Origin of the sequence: Parasediminibacterium schistidii (assembly GCF_046546515.1) — a bacterium.
Lineage (GTDB): Bacteria > Bacteroidota > Bacteroidia > Chitinophagales > Chitinophagaceae > Parasediminibacterium.
In genome coordinates this window covers 70,046-85,404 of the sequence record NZ_JBKHKJ010000015.1, presented here as the reverse complement: position 1 = coordinate 85,404, position 15,359 = coordinate 70,046, and the positions used below count along the sequence as shown (strand labels likewise).

18 protein-coding genes are annotated in these 15,359 nt (G+C 40.9%); all 18 read right to left on the bottom strand.

The window, feature by feature from the left end:
* Nucleotides 1-166: 166 nt before the first annotated feature.
* The gene (locus tag ACHFIY_RS10425) at nt 167-1,576 is read right to left on the bottom strand and encodes a complex I subunit 4 family protein (protein ID WP_410846030.1); all 1,410 of its coding nucleotides are present in this window, start codon (nt 1,574-1,576) and stop codon (nt 167-169) included.
* A gap of 28 nt (nt 1,577-1,604) precedes the next feature.
* Entirely contained in the window at nt 1,605-3,527 is a 1,923-nt protein-coding gene (gene nuoL, locus ACHFIY_RS10420) for an NADH-quinone oxidoreductase subunit L (RefSeq protein WP_410846029.1), read from the bottom strand.
* A gap of 69 nt (nt 3,528-3,596) precedes the next feature.
* Nucleotides 3,597-3,932, bottom strand: coding sequence for an NADH-quinone oxidoreductase subunit NuoK (gene nuoK, locus ACHFIY_RS10415; RefSeq protein ID WP_410846028.1), 336 nt, complete (start codon nt 3,930-3,932; stop codon nt 3,597-3,599).
* Between the two features lie 53 nt (nt 3,933-3,985).
* On the bottom strand, nt 3,986-4,486 hold the full coding sequence (locus ACHFIY_RS10410) for an NADH-quinone oxidoreductase subunit J family protein (RefSeq protein ID WP_410846027.1): 501 nt from the start codon (nt 4,484-4,486) through the stop codon (nt 3,986-3,988).
* A gap of 105 nt (nt 4,487-4,591) precedes the next feature.
* Complete coding sequence (gene nuoI, locus ACHFIY_RS10405; protein ID WP_410846026.1) at nt 4,592-5,125, bottom strand: NADH-quinone oxidoreductase subunit NuoI; 534 nt, start codon at nt 5,123-5,125, stop codon at nt 4,592-4,594.
* A 44-nt stretch (nt 5,126-5,169) separates the two neighbouring features.
* Complete coding sequence (nuoH, locus tag ACHFIY_RS10400; protein ID WP_410846025.1) at nt 5,170-6,228, bottom strand: NADH-quinone oxidoreductase subunit NuoH; 1,059 nt, start codon at nt 6,226-6,228, stop codon at nt 5,170-5,172.
* A 15-nt stretch (nt 6,229-6,243) separates the two neighbouring features.
* Complete coding sequence (locus tag ACHFIY_RS10395; RefSeq protein ID WP_410846024.1) at nt 6,244-7,332, bottom strand: NADH-quinone oxidoreductase subunit G; 1,089 nt, start codon at nt 7,330-7,332, stop codon at nt 6,244-6,246.
* The gene (locus ACHFIY_RS10390; protein WP_410846023.1) at nt 7,325-7,831 is read right to left on the bottom strand and encodes a hypothetical protein; all 507 of its coding nucleotides are present in this window, start codon (nt 7,829-7,831) and stop codon (nt 7,325-7,327) included. The genes ACHFIY_RS10395 and ACHFIY_RS10390 overlap by 8 nt, the downstream gene beginning before the upstream one ends.
* Nucleotides 7,832-7,847: 16 nt before the next feature.
* Nucleotides 7,848-8,936, bottom strand: a complete 1,089-nt coding sequence (locus tag ACHFIY_RS10385; protein WP_410846022.1) for an AAA family ATPase — start codon at nt 8,934-8,936, stop codon at nt 7,848-7,850.
* A gap of 86 nt (nt 8,937-9,022) precedes the next feature.
* Nucleotides 9,023-10,375 carry an NADH-quinone oxidoreductase subunit NuoF gene (nuoF, locus tag ACHFIY_RS10380; protein ID WP_410846021.1) on the bottom strand — a complete coding sequence of 451 codons (1,353 nt, stop codon included), beginning with the start codon at nt 10,373-10,375 and terminating at the stop codon, nt 9,023-9,025.
* Nucleotides 10,376-10,427: 52 nt separating this feature from the next.
* Nucleotides 10,428-10,805 carry an aspartyl protease gene (locus ACHFIY_RS10375; RefSeq protein WP_410846020.1) on the bottom strand — a complete coding sequence of 126 codons (378 nt, stop codon included), beginning with the start codon at nt 10,803-10,805 and terminating at the stop codon, nt 10,428-10,430.
* A 1-nt stretch (nt 10,806) separates the two neighbouring features.
* Nucleotides 10,807-11,211: a VOC family protein gene (locus ACHFIY_RS10370; protein WP_410846019.1), complete on the bottom strand. Its 405-nt coding sequence runs from the start codon at nt 11,209-11,211 to the stop codon at nt 10,807-10,809.
* A 93-nt stretch (nt 11,212-11,304) separates the two neighbouring features.
* On the bottom strand, nt 11,305-11,739 hold the full coding sequence (locus ACHFIY_RS10365) for a nuclear transport factor 2 family protein (protein ID WP_410846018.1): 435 nt from the start codon (nt 11,737-11,739) through the stop codon (nt 11,305-11,307).
* Between the two features lie 7 nt (nt 11,740-11,746).
* Nucleotides 11,747-12,250, bottom strand: coding sequence for an NADH-quinone oxidoreductase subunit NuoE family protein (locus ACHFIY_RS10360; protein ID WP_410846017.1), 504 nt, complete (start codon nt 12,248-12,250; stop codon nt 11,747-11,749).
* 82 nt (nt 12,251-12,332) lie between these two features.
* Entirely contained in the window at nt 12,333-13,553 is a 1,221-nt protein-coding gene (locus ACHFIY_RS10355; RefSeq protein WP_410846016.1) for an NADH-quinone oxidoreductase subunit D, read from the bottom strand.
* A gap of 150 nt (nt 13,554-13,703) precedes the next feature.
* Nucleotides 13,704-14,210: an NADH-quinone oxidoreductase subunit C gene (locus tag ACHFIY_RS10350; protein WP_410846015.1), complete on the bottom strand. Its 507-nt coding sequence runs from the start codon at nt 14,208-14,210 to the stop codon at nt 13,704-13,706.
* A 5-nt stretch (nt 14,211-14,215) separates the two neighbouring features.
* Entirely contained in the window at nt 14,216-14,803 is a 588-nt protein-coding gene (locus tag ACHFIY_RS10345; RefSeq protein WP_410846014.1) for an NADH-quinone oxidoreductase subunit B, read from the bottom strand.
* Between the two features lie 115 nt (nt 14,804-14,918).
* Entirely contained in the window at nt 14,919-15,317 is a 399-nt protein-coding gene (locus ACHFIY_RS10340) for an NADH-quinone oxidoreductase subunit A (RefSeq protein WP_410846013.1), read from the bottom strand.
* Nucleotides 15,318-15,359 lie beyond the last annotated feature (42 nt).

Genomic DNA, 15,359 nt, shown 5'->3' with positions numbered 1-15,359 from the left:
TTTAGGTAAAACGTTTCACTAAAAGGACACAAAGAACGGCGAACTTTACTACTAGACAGAAAATGTAATTATGCGTAGTGAAGCTGCAAATTGCACTAAAAAACCTGTGTTTCTGAACAACCAACCTTCTAGGTTTATTTACTTATGACTTACAACTTACGACTTTCTAAGGCATTATTTGCTTAGTCAAATCAATCATTGGCTGTGGGTACACGCCAAAACCTATAATCACGATAACCAACACAACCAGCATCCACTGTACATTGCTGCCAGTTTCCACTGCTTTTTCTGTTAAGGCAACGGTATTGCCATAAAATATTTTCTGCACCATGTTTAAGGTATAAACAGCCGCCAATATAATGCTGATCCCGGCAATGCCAGCAATCCAGAAATTGTATTGGAACAAGCCATTGAACATCAAGAACTCGCCCACAAAAGCATTGGTCAAAGGCAATGCAATGTTTGCAAAAGCCAAGACTACTAATAAGATGGTAAGCGTGGGTGCTTTTTGTGCCAAGCCACCCAGTTCGCTGAATTTGCGTGAACCAGTTTGCTGCTCTATGGCATCGGCTACTATCCAAAGGCCAATTACATTAATGCCATGGTTGAACATTTGTATCAATACGCCACTAAGCCCAATAGGCTTCAAGGCAAAAATAGCTGCACTCATTAGGCCAATGTGGGCAATGGATGAATAGGCTATCAGGCGTTTTACATCGTCTTGCTTGATGGCTATTAGCGAAGCGTACAACATCCCTATTACGCTCAATATAATAATAGCCCCACCAAACTTTTCTGTGGCCAAAGGAAAAATAGGCAGTAACCAACGGATGGTTGCAAATATGCCCATCTTTACCATTACCCCACTCAAAATCATGGTTACTGCCGTAGGCGATTGCTCGTAAGCATCCGGCTGCCAAGTATGGAAAGGGAAAATGGGCATTTTAATAGCAAATGCAATAAAGAACAACCAAAAACCGAGGTTTTGCTCGGTAGTAGATAGCTTTAATGCGTAAAAAGATTTGATAGCAAAAGAATGGTCAGGCGTTAAAAAGTACAGGTACAAAATGCCTATCAGCATTAATAATGAACCCACAAAAGTATAAATGAAGAACTTGAATGTAACTGCAATACGCTTCTCGCCTCCCCAGATAGAACAAAGGAAATAAACGGGTATCAGTGCCAACTCCCAGAAGAAATAAAACAACAAACAATCACTAGCCAAGAACACGCCCATCAATCCAGCTTGTGTCAATAGCATCAAGCCATAAAAAGCATTCGATTGCTTGTATTCATTGTTATAGGTGGCTGCAATTACCACAGGGAAGGAAATAGCCGTAAGCAGCACCAGCATTTTGCCCATGCCATCCAATGCCAAGGAAAAACGGCTGCCCAAAACTGGTAGCCAAGCAGCATCGTACACTAATGGTTTTGCATTGCAAAGGCTTGCGAGTGCCACAACAAGGGTAATGACAGACGTAAACAAAGCCCAGTTTTTGGCAGCATTGCCTTGCTTGAAAAAGAAAGCGGCCAAGGCGCTGATAACAGGGATAAATATGAGTAATAACGGGATCATCTTATTTTATAAACTTAAGCTGCAATTATTAAAATATTTTACTGAAAAAACGCACAATCGTGCCATCGTTTATCCATAGCAAAATCATGGCTATCATAGACAATACCATCATCAGGATATATGCGCCTACTTGACCTGTTTGGATTAAACGCACTTGGCGGGAAGAATAGTTTACCAAATTGCCTAAGCCATTTACCAACCCATCGATAACACTTTTTTCAATGATATTTTTAAAGAATACTGCCAAGGCATCCAATGGTTTTACAATAATGGCATTGTACAATTCATCAATGTACCATTTATGAGCCAATACTTTACCAAGCCCAGTTTCTTCCTCGGTTGTGGTTTCGTACTTGCTAAATTTATTCCAAGCAATGCCTATTGTTACCAATACTAGGCCTGTAACCACGCCCATCATCAACAATTCCCTTGAACCGTCAACAGCATGCACCTCTACCAATGCCTTAGACCCAGCAAATACAGGGGCAAGAAAATGCTCCAGCCAATGACTGTCTTTTACAAATACTTCTGGGATACCGATAATTCCGCCAACCACTGCCAAAAGTGCAAGTACCACCAATGGTATGGTCATAGCAGATGGGCTTTCATGCAAATGGTGTTCTTGCTCATGCGTGCCACGGAACTTGCCAAGGAAAGTCATGGCATATAAACGGAACATATAAAAAGTAGTCATTAAAGCTCCCGCAACGCCTAAGTAGTAAAGGATTGGGTTCTTTTCATAAGCCGCAGCAAGTATTTCATCTTTAGAGAAAAAGCCAGAAAACGGAGGAACACCTGCAATAGCCAAACAGCCCAAGAGAAAGGTAATATGGGTAATAGGCAGGTACTTTTTTAAGCCGCCCATTTTGGTAATGTCTTGCTCATGGTGCATGGCATGTATTACAGAACCAGCCCCAAGGAACAACAAGGCTTTGAAGAAAGCATGTGTCATCACATGGAAAACTGCACCCGTATATGCGCCTACCCCCAAGCCAAGGAACATATAGCCCAACTGGCTAACGGTAGAGTAAGCCAAAACTTTTTTAATATCGTTTTGCTTCAAAGCTATGGTAGCCGCAAACAAGGCAGTAGCCAAGCCAATAATGGCAATAAAACCTTGCGTGGATGGCGCGCTTGTATATAATATATTGCTACGGGCTATCATGTAGATACCAGCAGTAACCATGGTAGCTGCATGTATCAGGGCAGATACAGGCGTTGGGCCGGCCATGGCATCTGGCAACCAAGTATATAAAGGCAACTGTGCGCTTTTGCCCATTGCCCCAACAAATAACAAAGCTGTGATAATGGTAATATCCTGCGGTGAAAGTTTGCCAATGTTGGCAAATACTTCCGTATAAGTAACTGTGCCTAATTTATTAATCATCCAAAACACAGCCAATAAAAAACCTAAGTCCCCAATGCGGTTCATGATAAATGCCTTGCGAGCCGCATAGCCATAGTCAACATTTTTGAACCAAAACCCAATAAGCAGGTACGAACACAAACCAACACCTTCCCAACCAATAAACATGATTACATAATTGCCACCCATTACCAGCAATAGCATGGAGAACACAAACAGGTTGAGGTAAGCAAAGTAGCGGCCATAATGCTGGGGTGGCTCCTCTTGCATGTAAGAAGATGAATAGAGGTGTATAAGGAAGCCAATGCCTGTAATAATCAGCAGGAAGAGTACTGAAAGTTGGTCAACCTGAAAGGCAAAAGGTATTTTAAGGGATGGCACATCTATAAAATTGAAATAGGGAGCATAAATGGCACCATTGGCTTTTACTTGCAGGAACAACAATACACTAACAACAAATGCCGCCAAGATAGAGCCGCTACCAATAACAGCAACCGTTTGCTTTGTAAAAACTTTACACCCCAAACCATTGAGCAAAAAGCCGATTAAGGGAAATAAAGGGACTAAGTAAACCAATTTATTCATAATGCTTGTTTATACCGCTGATTGAAATGGCGTGGCTATAATGCCAGCTATACGCACCCAGCAGGTGTACTAATTTTTTAAACGGTTCAGAAAGTTTACGTCAATGGAATGGGTGTTCCTGTACATCATCACGATAATGGCAAGCCCAACGCTAACTTCAGCCGCGGCCACCACCATGATAAAAAATACAAATATTTGCCCATCTATACCAACCATTGATGTTTTGTCTGCTGCATAAGCCACGCCATTGTGCATTTTGGAGAAAGCTACCAGCAACAAGTTGCAAGCATTCAGCATCAACTCCACACACATAAAAATGATAATGGCATTGCGGCGGGTAAGCACCCCCACAACCCCTATGCAAAACAAAGCTAAACTTAGAAAAATGTAATATTGTATTGGCATGAATGAATAATTTAATTAAACTTAAAACCTAAAACTTACAACTCAAAACAACCCTATTTCTTCCCTATTACAACTGCACCAACCATGGCACTTAGAAACAACACGCTGCTGATTTCAAAAGGCACTACATAACTGCTGAATAATGCCTTGCCCAAATTGCCAATAAGCCCAATGTCGCCATTTTTTAAAAGTGCTGTTTTGCCTTGCATTTCAGTAGCTTGTTTTACAAGGGAGATAAATACCATTAACAAGCACCCGCCCGAAACAGTACCCGCTATCTGCAACCATATATTTTTTTGAGGCTCGGTAGCTTTGCTCAGGTTCATCAACATAATTACAAACAGGAAAAGCACCATGATGGCACCTGCATACACAATCATGTTTACAATGGCCAAGAACTGTGCGTTCAGCAAAATATAATGTCCAGAAATAGCAAAGAAAACGGCAATGAGCCAAAGCACGCTAAATACAGGGTTTTTGCTCAACAAAACCATTAATGCACTTACTAGTGCCAAAGCCGTAAGGAACCAAAATAATATGTGTGTAATAGCCATTGCTGCGATAATATGGTTAAAATGATTACTCCCAAACCTATAAGGTTTCTAAAACCATATAGGTTTAATAATATCCTCCTCAAATTCCTAATTCTCAATTCCTAATTAATTCAATCCTCTTGCCTTCGCCAATTCTGCTGGTTGTGTAAGTGGGTTAGGGATAAGCAAATCTTCCTTTTTGTATATGAAATTCTTCCTGTTATAGTCTGAAGGGGTAACAGTTTCGCTCAAAAAGATTGCATCTTTTGGGCAGGCTTCCTCGCAAAGGCCGCAAAATATGCAACGCAGCATATTAATTTCATATTTGGCTGCATATTTTTCTTCCCTGTACAGGTTTTCTTCGCCTTCCAAGCGCTCAGCTGCTTCCATGGTGATGGCTTCTGCTGGGCAGGCAACTGCACACAAGCCACAGGCTGTGCATTTTTCACGGCCTTCCTCGTCCCTGTTCAGCACATGCAGCCCTCTGAATACCCGGCTAAACTCACGTTTTTGCTCTGGGTAGCGGATAGTAGGCTGTTTTTTAAACATGTGCATGAATGTAATAGCCATGCCTTTTACAATGTTCCAAAGGTACAACTGCTCCAAAAATGTCATTGGGCTGCGTTCTACCTGTTTTGCCCTTGATGTTAATGCCTGCATATTATTAATATCTTTTTTATTTGTAGTTAAATCCCCAGTAAAATTTAAAAATGCCAGTTATTCTGATGCAATAAAATAACAAAACCTGTAACCAGCATATTTACCAAAGCCAAAGGCAATAATTTTTTCCAGCCCAAATCCATCAACTGGTCGTAACGGAAACGGGGGATTGTCCACCTGATCCACATAAATACAAATATAAATATCACCACTTTGGTCATCAAAGCTACTATGCCAATAATAGCCGCAATATTAGGTGCAAAATTGCTTTCATTTACAAAAGGGCAATCGTAGCCACCAAAAAACAAAGTAGCCATAATGGCACTACTGATAAACATATTGATGTATTCTGAAAAAAGGTAGAAACCTAGTTTCATGGAGGAATACTCTTGGTGGTAACCAAAATTCAATTCATTTTCAGCTTCTGGCAAGTCAAAAGGGGTACGGTTGCACTCTGCCAATGCACAGATAAAAAATATAATGAAACCGAGGGGCTGGTAAACAATATTCCACACTTTGCCTGTTACTTGGTGTTCCACAATTGTTTTCATGCTTAATGTGCCTGTTACCATCACTAATGTAATCAATGAAATGCCCATTGCTAGTTCGTAGCTAATAGCTTGGCTTGCGCCACGCAAAGCCGCCATGAGGGAAAACTTGTTGTTACTTGCCCATCCACCAATCATAATACCGTATACACCCATGCTTACCACAGCAAAAACGTATAACATACCAATATTAATATCTGCAATCTGCAGGGCTATATCCCGGCCAAACATCACTACTTTATTGCCCCAAGGAACCACTGCGCAAGTCATAAGGGCTGCCGTCATAGCCAAGCCTGGCCCAAGAATAAACAATAGTTTATTAGAGGTATTGGGTATAATTTCTTCTTTGGTAAACAATTTCAACCCATCTGCCAATGGCTGCAATAAACCAAACGGCCCCGCACGGTTAGGTCCCGGCCTGTCTTGAAGAACAGCCGCTACTTTCCTTTCGGCAAAAGTTGTGTATAATGCTACGCCCAGGCTGCCAAAAATAATAACAGCAATGAGTACCAACTTTTCTATAAATAAAAACCAATCCAATGCAAGTAGTGTCATATCAATATATTATACTCAGTTCTTATTAGTATTAAAATCCGTGGAATGTGCCGGGCCCTCTATCAAACTTAGGTCAATGCTTGGTTTGTTTACATCGCTCACATTGTGAATGTCCAACAATAGGTGCGGTTCACGCCCACTATTTACCGCATCAAAGGTTTCTGTTGGTTTAACGGCATCCAAATAATGCCCTTGCGAAATTACAGAGTGTCGGCTGATAGCCCTTGGGCCTTCTATTACCCAATCGCTGGTTTTCTTTTTCTCAAACCTGCATTCGTTGCAAATCCATTCTTCCACTTCGCCCCATTCATCTTTGCGGGCAGTAACACGGAACACCTCATCGCCTCTGTTCCAAAGCGTTACTTTACCAGTGCATTTAGGGCAGTCCCTATGCGCATCAGTTGGGTTCAGGAACCAAACACGGTTTTTAAAGCGGAAAGTCCTGTCTGTTAAAGCGCCTACCGGGCAAACATCTATCACATTGCCAATAAAATCGTGGTCAAGGCTTTTTTGGATGAAAGTAGCTATTTCGGCATGGTCGCCCCTGTCTAAAACACCATGTTCCCTTTTATCTGTCAATTGGTCTGCGGTAAATACACAACGGAAACACATGATGCAACGGGTCATGTGCAGTTGTATATAAGGGCCTAAATCCTGCTTTTTAAAAGTCCGGCGTTGAAATTCATAACGTGTACCTACTTTGCCATGCTCATAGCTTAAATCCTGCAAATGGCATTCGCCCGCTTGGTCGCAAATAGGGCAATCCAATGGGTGGTTCAATAATAGAAATTCCACAATACCTGCCCTTGCGTCTATTACTTTGGGGCTAGTTATGTTTTTTACCTCCATGCCATCCATTACCGTGGTGCGGCAACTGGCTACCAATTTCGGCATAGGGCGAGGGTCTTTTTCAGAACCCTTGCTTACCTCTACCAAACAGGTGCGGCACTTGCCACCGCTGCCTTTCAGCTTGCTGTAAAAGCACATGGCAGGGGGTGCAACTTCGCCGCCTATTTTACGGGCAGCTTCTAGTATAGACGTACCAGCAGGCACTTCTACCGTGATATTATCAATGGTTACTTTAAATAATGGGGTATCAGGCATTTCTCAATTCTTTTATATCTACTTGATAATTTTTCTCTTTCAACAGTTTAATCCAGCCTTTTAATTTCTTCACTTTTGGGTTATTGCTACTTCTAAACCTATTAAAAAGTTCTAAAAATCGCTTGTCATGCGTACTGTCCTGCGATTTTGTAAGTAATTTAAACCTGTCAAAATCACAAGGCAAACCAAAATCATTTAAACTAATAGCTTCCTCATCGCAAACTTTAAATATCCATTTTTCTACTGCCGGGCAAATTTGAATAAAATAATGATGCTTCGCTTCATTTTTATGTCGATAGAGTATTAAATCATTTTGTACCTCATCCAGAATCAAAAACACTTTTAAATAATCTATGCTATTTTTATTTTTATCAATAATAGCAACTGCAAATTCATCTTTTAAACTATTTTCTTGCAATTCCTTCGCTACATTCCTGCAACCCTTTTTATGATTATACTTTTTCCCTTTTGCGGGTGGCACAAGTATTTCAATTAACATAGTGTCTATATAGCACTCAGGCACTATGTGGCTGTCCATATTTATCTAGGTATCCTTCAAGGTTAAAAAATAAATCTATCCCATATTGAGAAACCTCATGTATCTCTTCATCGGTCAACCTTTTTATAATTGTTTCCCCTTTATCATAATCAACCACATAAACAGCCAATTCTTTAGGCTCTAACTCTTCTATAAATTCGTTGATTACAAAAGGGCTATGCGTTGCAATAAAATACTGGTTATCATTTTTGTCGAAAAGAATATCCGTAGTAAATTTGGCAATATAGGGTGGGAACATATGTGCTTCTGGTTCTTCAAAAAGGAGAACTGCATCCTTGTTGCTTGCAATAGCTGCTTTATAGAAAATTAGGCGTTGCAATGTATCTGCGACTAAATATAGTGGCAAAGAAAAAATATTTTGTTCATCCAAGTTTTTAAATACCCTTATTTCATTCAACCCAACATCAAAAGAAACACTCAAATCATAGACCTTAAATAAAGAAATCACTTCATTTTTAAATTCCTTATTATCTAAAATGATATCTGAAATATTTTCACCAAATGGAATACTTAGTGATGAAGTTCTAATTTTATTTTCATTAGACATGCTTTTATCAAACGCATATTTCTTTAGATTAAATACAACACCTTTTCCACTATTTTCCGAATAATAACGAACTCTAGGAGAGCCACCAGTGCTATCCACAGAAAAAAGAAATGTATTAACAGCTTCTCTTATAACTATACCTTTAGAACCTTTAGCCTCATTTTTAATTTCTTTAAATCGAGGGTCATGCAAGTCTATATTTATTCTGTCGGAATCATAATAATAATATGATAGAAAATAAGAATCATTTAATGTTATTTCTGCATTTTCCTTTGTATTTCCATTAAAAAAAATTTCTCTATTATTATTATATCTACATAAGTTTTTAAAATTGGGGTAATCAGAATGTTCATATACCAAGCCACTCAACGCCTCCAAAATATTGCTCTTCCCGACGTTTGGATAACCAATAAAAACATTAATCCTGCGGCAGTCCTTTACCTCGGCGTGCCGTATGGATTTAAAGTTTTTAATTTCTATACTGGTTATCTTCTGCAAACTATTTTATTAATGATTTAATGATTGTAGTAAAAAAATAACCAAAGGGTTTTAATTAATGACCACTGATGACTGACCACTGACGACTAAGCAGGTACATGTATCTCATCCGCATAGTGCGCCAAGCCAAAATTCCTGATTTGAGCTTCCTGTGGGTTGGTTACATGCCATTCAAACTCGTCCCTGAAGTGGCGTATGGCAGCGGCTACTGGCCAAGCGGCAGCATCGCCCAAGGGGCAGATGGTATTGCCTTCAATCTTGCGCTGTATATCCCACAACAAATCTATATCGCTTATTTTCCCTTTCCCTTTTTCTAGGCTCATCAGTATTTTTTCCATCCAACCTGTGCCTTCACGGCAGGGGCTGCATTGGCCGCAGCTTTCGTGGCGGTAGAAACGGGCTAAGGTTAGGGTATGCTTTACCACGCATTGGTCTTCGTCCAATACAATAAAGCCGCCGCTACCCATCATCGAGCCTGTGGCAAAACCGCCATCACTTAGGCTTTCGTAGTTCATGTAGCGTGTTTCGCCTTTTGCAGTTTTTAGCAATAGGTTGGCAGGCAATATCGGCACGGATGAACCACCGGGGATACAGGCTTTCAGCTTTTTGCCATTGGGTATGCCCCCACAATATTCATCGCTGTAAATAAATTCTTCTACGCTGATGGTCATGTCTATTTCATACACGCCAGGCTTGTTGATATTGCCGCAGGCAGACATCAATTTAGTACCCGTAGAGCGGCCAACGCCTATTTTAGCATACTCTTCCCCACCAATCCTTATTATCGGTACTACAGCAGCCAATGTTTCCACATTATTTACAACTGTTGGCCTGTCCCAAACACCTTTAATGGCTGGGAATGGCGGCTTGATTCTTGGGTTGCCACGTTTGCCTTCTAAGCTCTCTATCAAGGCAGTTTCCTCGCCACAGATATAAGCCCCTGCCCCACGCTGCACATAAATTTCGCAGTCGAACCCTGTGCCTAAAATATTCTTGCCTAAAAAGCCATTGGCTTTTGCCTCGGCTATGGCTTGTTCTAAAATGTCTGGTATCCAAGCGTACTCGCCACGGATATATATATAGGTAGCGTTTGAACCCAATACGAAGGAAGAAATTACCAACCCCTCAATTAGTAAGTGTGGCAAAAACTCCATCAAGTACCTGTCCTTAAAAGTACCCGGCTCGCTTTCATCCGCATTGCACACCAAGTGGCGAGGCACGCCTTCTGGCTTGGCAATAAAACTCCATTTCATGCCCGTAGGGAAGCCTGCACCACCACGCCCACGCAAACCGCTTTTCTTGAGTTCCTCAAGAATGGCTTCTGGCGTCATTGTTTGCAAGGCTTTTTCAAGGCTAGTGTACCCACCTTCCCGGCGGTAAACTTCGTAGCCCCTGATGCCCGGTACATTTGCCTTGTCTAATAATAATTTTAAGCCCATACTCTAGTTATTTATTGCTTAACCTGGGTTCAAAACCCAGTAAAGGTTTGTACTATTTATCTTTATTCAAACCTGCCATCAACAACCTCATCGGGTGCAATGTCCTTGTAAAAGGGTTCAAAACCAAACCTATTGATTCCAAAGTTGTTGCACCAAGCAGGGGGGTATCCCCTTCTTCGCCATACACAACCGGGGCAGGGCCACCTTCGCCTTCAAATTCAAAGTAAGCCGAGCTAAGCCTTCTTTTTATGGTGCTGCCATCTGCCAGCGAAAAACTCATTTCCCGGTATGGTTCTATATCCAACCCATCCAATATTTTCCCTGGCACCAAGCTATATACTGCGCCACTGTCAATCAAAAACTCAACATCGGCATATTTGTCCGATTTGCGATGTTCCCTTACCCTTAATATGGCATTGGTTATCCCCATCTTATTGTTGTAAAGTATGGTTAAACATCCAGTTAATGCCAAATTTGTCTTGCAGCATCCCAAACCTTGCGCCCCAAAACATATCCTGCAAAGGCATTATTATAATGCCGCCCTCGCTCATCTTTTCAAAAATCGTATTTATTGCTTCTAAGCTATCTATTTCAACACTCAATTGAATATACCCATCAGCAGAAGCATCTTCTTTCCTTCCGTCAGAAAACATAATAAGGTTGTCGCCAAACTGCAACCTAGCGTGCATTATTTTATTTTTCTCGCTTTCGTCACAAGGCATCGGGCTATCGCCAAACCTGCTTACCTGAAGTATTTCACCACCAAAAACACTTGCGTAAAGGGTATATGCTTCTTCAGCATTGCCACTAAAAAGTATATAAGGATTCAGTTTCATGATGATAAATATTTATTCTTAGTAAATTATTTATACTCTAACAACCTGCCCCAATTCAAAATTTAAAATTAATCATTTAAAATAGCCTAAAGCCTAAGCTATTTTCACCGCCTGCCTAGCTACCAGTTTCCAGTTCTTTTTTTCTTTTACCCATACCTGCAATATGCCTAGCTTTAATGGGGCTACTTTGCCATCGGCTGCTTTTTCTATTGCTGTAAGAATATGCCTTGCTATGGCAGTTTTGCCTACGAACATAATAGAAACCATATCTGTTTGTACGTTCTCATAAACAGATTTATTGGCCAAAGCACCATTTATCATTTGTGTACGGTTTTCTAGTTTTCCACCAGAATGCCCATAAGTAATTTCTTTCGCTAAAAGGCTTTCAAGTGCCAAGCTGTCCTTGTTTGCAAAAATGGCTTGGTTCAGTGCTTCTACTTTTGCGGTTATCGCTTTTTCAGCATCCGTTTGTGCCGTTGCAGCAAACCCCGAAACCAACAATACTATAAATAAAATATATTTCTTCATTTTTTGCTTAGTTGTTTAAAGCTGCTTTGTTCCTGCACTCAGCTATTATTTCATCTACTTTTTCCTTAGTTAAATGCTCCCTGTAAAATTTACCCAATTGCATCATTGGGGCGTAGCCACAAGCACCCAAGCACTCTACCGTTTTCAGCGTAAACAAACCATCTGTTGTGGTCTCGCCCGGTTTGATGCTTAGTTTTTCACCAATATAAGCAATGATGTCATCGCAGCCATTTACCATGCAAGGCCCAGTCTGGCAAACTTCAAACATGAATTTGCCTACAGGTTTTGTGTTGTACATGCTGTAAAATGTAGCCACTTCATATACTTCTATCGGTGTAATGCATAGCAATTCAGCCACATAATCCATCGTGTCGGCACTCAACCATCCGCCAAACTCCTCCTGTGCCAAATGCAAAACAGGCAGCAAAGCACTTTTTTGCTTCCCTTCCGGGTAGCGGGCTATTATCTCGCCCACCTTTGCCAATTTTTGTTCTGAAAATTGAATACTCATCGTTATAACTCTATTTAATCATTGGTTAAATTACTTAAACCAACCTTAATTTAAAATTCAAAACACAAAATTTAAAATAAATCTAAGCGTCCAACTCACCTGCTATCAAATTCAAGCTGCTCATGGTAATGATGGCATCGCTCAACAAACCATTCTTGGTCAATTCCTCATACGCTTGGTAGTAAATAAAGCAAGGCCTGCGGAAATGCAAGCGGTAAGGTGCCCTGCCCCCATCGCTGATTAAATAAAAGCCCAGTTCACCATTTCCACCCTCCACACTTTGATATACTTCGCCTTTCGGTATCGCTGTTTCGCCCATGATAATCTTGAAATGCCAAATCAAGGCTTCCATCTTAGTGTAAACATCTTCCTTTTGAGGCAGGTAATATTCTGGAACATCGGCATGATAGACTTCGGCATCTGCCCCTTTAAATTCTTGTACCTTTTTGTATGCTTGCTCTATTATGCTTAGGCTTTGCCACATTTCCGCATCCCTTACCAAGAAGCGGTCATAGTTATCACCTGATTTACCAATAGGCACGGTAAAGTCAAAATCTTCGTAGCTGGAATAGGGCGTATGTACCCTTACGTCATAATCCACGCCAGCAGCACGGAGGTTGGGGCCAGTGAAGCCATAGTTCAATGCCCTTTCAGCACTGATGCCGCCTGTATTTTGCAGCCTGTCCATAAAAATCCGGTTCCTGATAAACAGGTTGCCAAATTCTTTCAATACCCCCGGATATTCTTTTAAGAATTTTTCCAGTTTCTGAAAAGAAGTAGCATTGAAATTCCTTTCAAAACCACCGATACGGCCAATATTCGTTGTAAGCCTTGAGCCGCAAATTTCCTCATAAATTTCATAAATCAACTCACGGTACTGCATCACATACAGGAAGCCTGTATATGCGCCGCTATCCACACCCACAATAGAATTACAAATCAAATGATCTGAAATCCTCGACAGTTCCATGATGATTATGCGGAGATAATCTACCCTTTTAGGGATTTTTATTTTTAGTAATTTTTCGCAGGTAATATGCCATCCCATGTTGTTGATGGGGCTGCTGCAATAATTCAGTCGGTCGGTAAGTGGCGTAATTTGGTAGAGTGGGCGGCGTTCTGCTATTTTCTCAAAGGCACGGTGTATGTAACCAACCGTTTGCTCGGTACTTACAATACGTTCCCCATCCAACTCTAATATATTTTGAAATACACCATGCGTAGCAGGGTGTGTAGGGCCAAAATTTAATGTGGTAGTAAGCTTCTCAATTGAGCCTTCCGGCAATTTTACATGATGATCCATAAGCACAGCCCCTTATAGGGAATGATTTATTTTTTATACGAACAACACAAATTTAACCTGAAACACGAATTTTACTTTCAACACGAATTTGAACGAATTATACGAAGTAAGAGAACCAAATAATTCCTAATTTATAATTCCTAATTATACCTATCCTCTCCCAAACATCTCATCATCTTTATCCGTCCTTGTCTGGTCTTCGAGTGGAAATTCTTTCCGCATAGGGAAATAATCCATCTCGTCCACGTTCAAAATACGTTTCAATTTTGGGTGGCCAACAAAATTAACCCCAAAAAAATCGTAGGTTTCCCTTTCCATCCAGTTGGCAGCAGAAAATAACTTGGATGCTGTGTACACATCTGGGCTGTTTACATCGGTAAATACCTTGAAACGAATGCGTACATTCTCCACTAGATTGTGCAAGTGGTAAACTATAGCTAGTTCCCGGCCTTTTTGATGAGGGTAATGCACAGCACACAAATCGGTCATGAACTTGAATTGCAATGCCTCGTCATCGTACAAGAACTGCAATACCTTCAGGTTCAATTCCTTGGGTGCTTCAAAAGTAAGCATACCATAAGGCTCGGCGAAATTGGTAACCGCATCGCCAAATTTCTCCACCAGTTTTTGCTGTATGTCTGTATTAGATATTGCCATATTTATTATTCTATTCCGTAGCTGTTTAACAAAGCTTTGTATTGTTCACCATTCCGCCTGCGTATGCTTTCTTGGCCTACAAGGTCTTGTATGCGCATAAAGCCATCAATAATAGCTTCTGGCCTTGGCGGGCAGCCTGGCACATACACATCTACAGGTATTACTTGGTCAATACCTTGCAACACGCTGTAAGTGTCAAAAATGCCACCGCTACTAGCGCAGGCACCAACAGCTATCACCCAGCGTGGCTCGGCCATTTGCAAATAAACCTGGCGCAAAACAGGCCCCATTTTCTTGGCAATAGTACCCATTACCATCAGCAAATCACACTGGCGGGGCGAGAAACCAACCCTTTCCGCACCAAACCTTGACAAGTCGTAATGCGAAGCCATGGTGGCCATAAATTCTATGCCGCAGCAAGACGTGGCAAAAGGCAGTGGCCACAACGAGTTTTTTCGGGCAAGCCCTACTACATCGCTCATTTTGGTGGCAAAAAAGCCATCGCCGCCAAACCCATCTGGCGCAGGAGCCGAAGCCACAGCATCGTTGATGTTGGCTTGCTTGGCATTGATATTAAAACGTACTGGACGCATATATTAAGTTTAAAATAATAATAAACTAAACCCTTCTACTACAAATTAGTTCAAATTAAGCGCATTAAAGTACCTGCATCAATTCAAAACTTAAAACTTAAAATTCAAAACAACACTAATCTTCCCAATTCAATGCACCTTTTTTTATGATATAGGTAAACCCAATTAAAAAGAAGCCTACAAACATCAGCACTTCTACAAAGCCACTCCAGCCCAGCGACCTGAAATTAACTGCATAAGGGTAAAAGAAAATAACTTCCACATCAAACAAAACAAACAAGATAGCTACTAAAAAATATTTAACAGCCATTGGTTGGCGGGCATCACCGTGCGATTCAATACCACTCGCAAAGTTTTCCAGCTTGTCGCTTGTTTGGCGTTTGGGGCCTACCAATGCAGAAAGTCCAATCATGGTAGCAACAAACCCTGCTGCAAAAATTAATTGAAGCCCAATGGGGAAATAACTAGCAGCGGAAGTATCGGTAACATCTAACAAAAAGGGAAGCCAGCTCATATTGGGAACGTTTGTAAGTTACAAAAATAAGGATGTGATGCA

Excerpts from the sequence above, each read along its gene's own strand:
- ACHFIY_RS10425 (WP_410846030.1), bottom strand. The coding sequence starts at position 1,576 with ATGATCCCGTTATTACTCATATTTATCCCTGTTATCAGCGCCTTGGCC.
- nuoL (WP_410846029.1), bottom strand. The coding sequence starts at position 3,527 with ATGAATAAATTGGTTTACTTAGTCCCTTTATTTCCCTTAATCGGCTTT.
- nuoK (WP_410846028.1), bottom strand. The coding sequence starts at position 3,932 with ATGCCAATACAATATTACATTTTTCTAAGTTTAGCTTTGTTTTGCATA.
- ACHFIY_RS10410 (WP_410846027.1), bottom strand. The coding sequence starts at position 4,486 with ATGGCTATTACACACATATTATTTTGGTTCCTTACGGCTTTGGCACTA.
- nuoI (WP_410846026.1), bottom strand. The coding sequence starts at position 5,125 with ATGCAGGCATTAACATCAAGGGCAAAACAGGTAGAACGCAGCCCAATG.
- nuoH (WP_410846025.1), bottom strand. The coding sequence starts at position 6,228 with ATGACACTACTTGCATTGGATTGGTTTTTATTTATAGAAAAGTTGGTA.
- ACHFIY_RS10395 (WP_410846024.1), bottom strand. The coding sequence starts at position 7,332 with ATGCCTGATACCCCATTATTTAAAGTAACCATTGATAATATCACGGTA.
- ACHFIY_RS10390 (WP_410846023.1), bottom strand. The coding sequence starts at position 7,831 with ATGTTAATTGAAATACTTGTGCCACCCGCAAAAGGGAAAAAGTATAAT.
- nuoF (WP_410846021.1), bottom strand. The coding sequence starts at position 10,375 with ATGGGCTTAAAATTATTATTAGACAAGGCAAATGTACCGGGCATCAGG.
- ACHFIY_RS10375 (WP_410846020.1), bottom strand. The coding sequence starts at position 10,805 with ATGGGGATAACCAATGCCATATTAAGGGTAAGGGAACATCGCAAATCG.
- ACHFIY_RS10370 (WP_410846019.1), bottom strand. The coding sequence starts at position 11,211 with ATGAAACTGAATCCTTATATACTTTTTAGTGGCAATGCTGAAGAAGCA.
- ACHFIY_RS10365 (WP_410846018.1), bottom strand. The coding sequence starts at position 11,739 with ATGAAGAAATATATTTTATTTATAGTATTGTTGGTTTCGGGGTTTGCT.
- ACHFIY_RS10360 (WP_410846017.1), bottom strand. The coding sequence starts at position 12,250 with ATGAGTATTCAATTTTCAGAACAAAAATTGGCAAAGGTGGGCGAGATA.
- ACHFIY_RS10355 (WP_410846016.1), bottom strand. The coding sequence starts at position 13,553 with ATGGATCATCATGTAAAATTGCCGGAAGGCTCAATTGAGAAGCTTACT.
- ACHFIY_RS10350 (WP_410846015.1), bottom strand. The coding sequence starts at position 14,210 with ATGGCAATATCTAATACAGACATACAGCAAAAACTGGTGGAGAAATTT.
- ACHFIY_RS10345 (WP_410846014.1), bottom strand. The coding sequence starts at position 14,803 with ATGCGTCCAGTACGTTTTAATATCAATGCCAAGCAAGCCAACATCAAC.
- ACHFIY_RS10340 (WP_410846013.1), bottom strand. The coding sequence starts at position 15,317 with ATGAGCTGGCTTCCCTTTTTGTTAGATGTTACCGATACTTCCGCTGCT.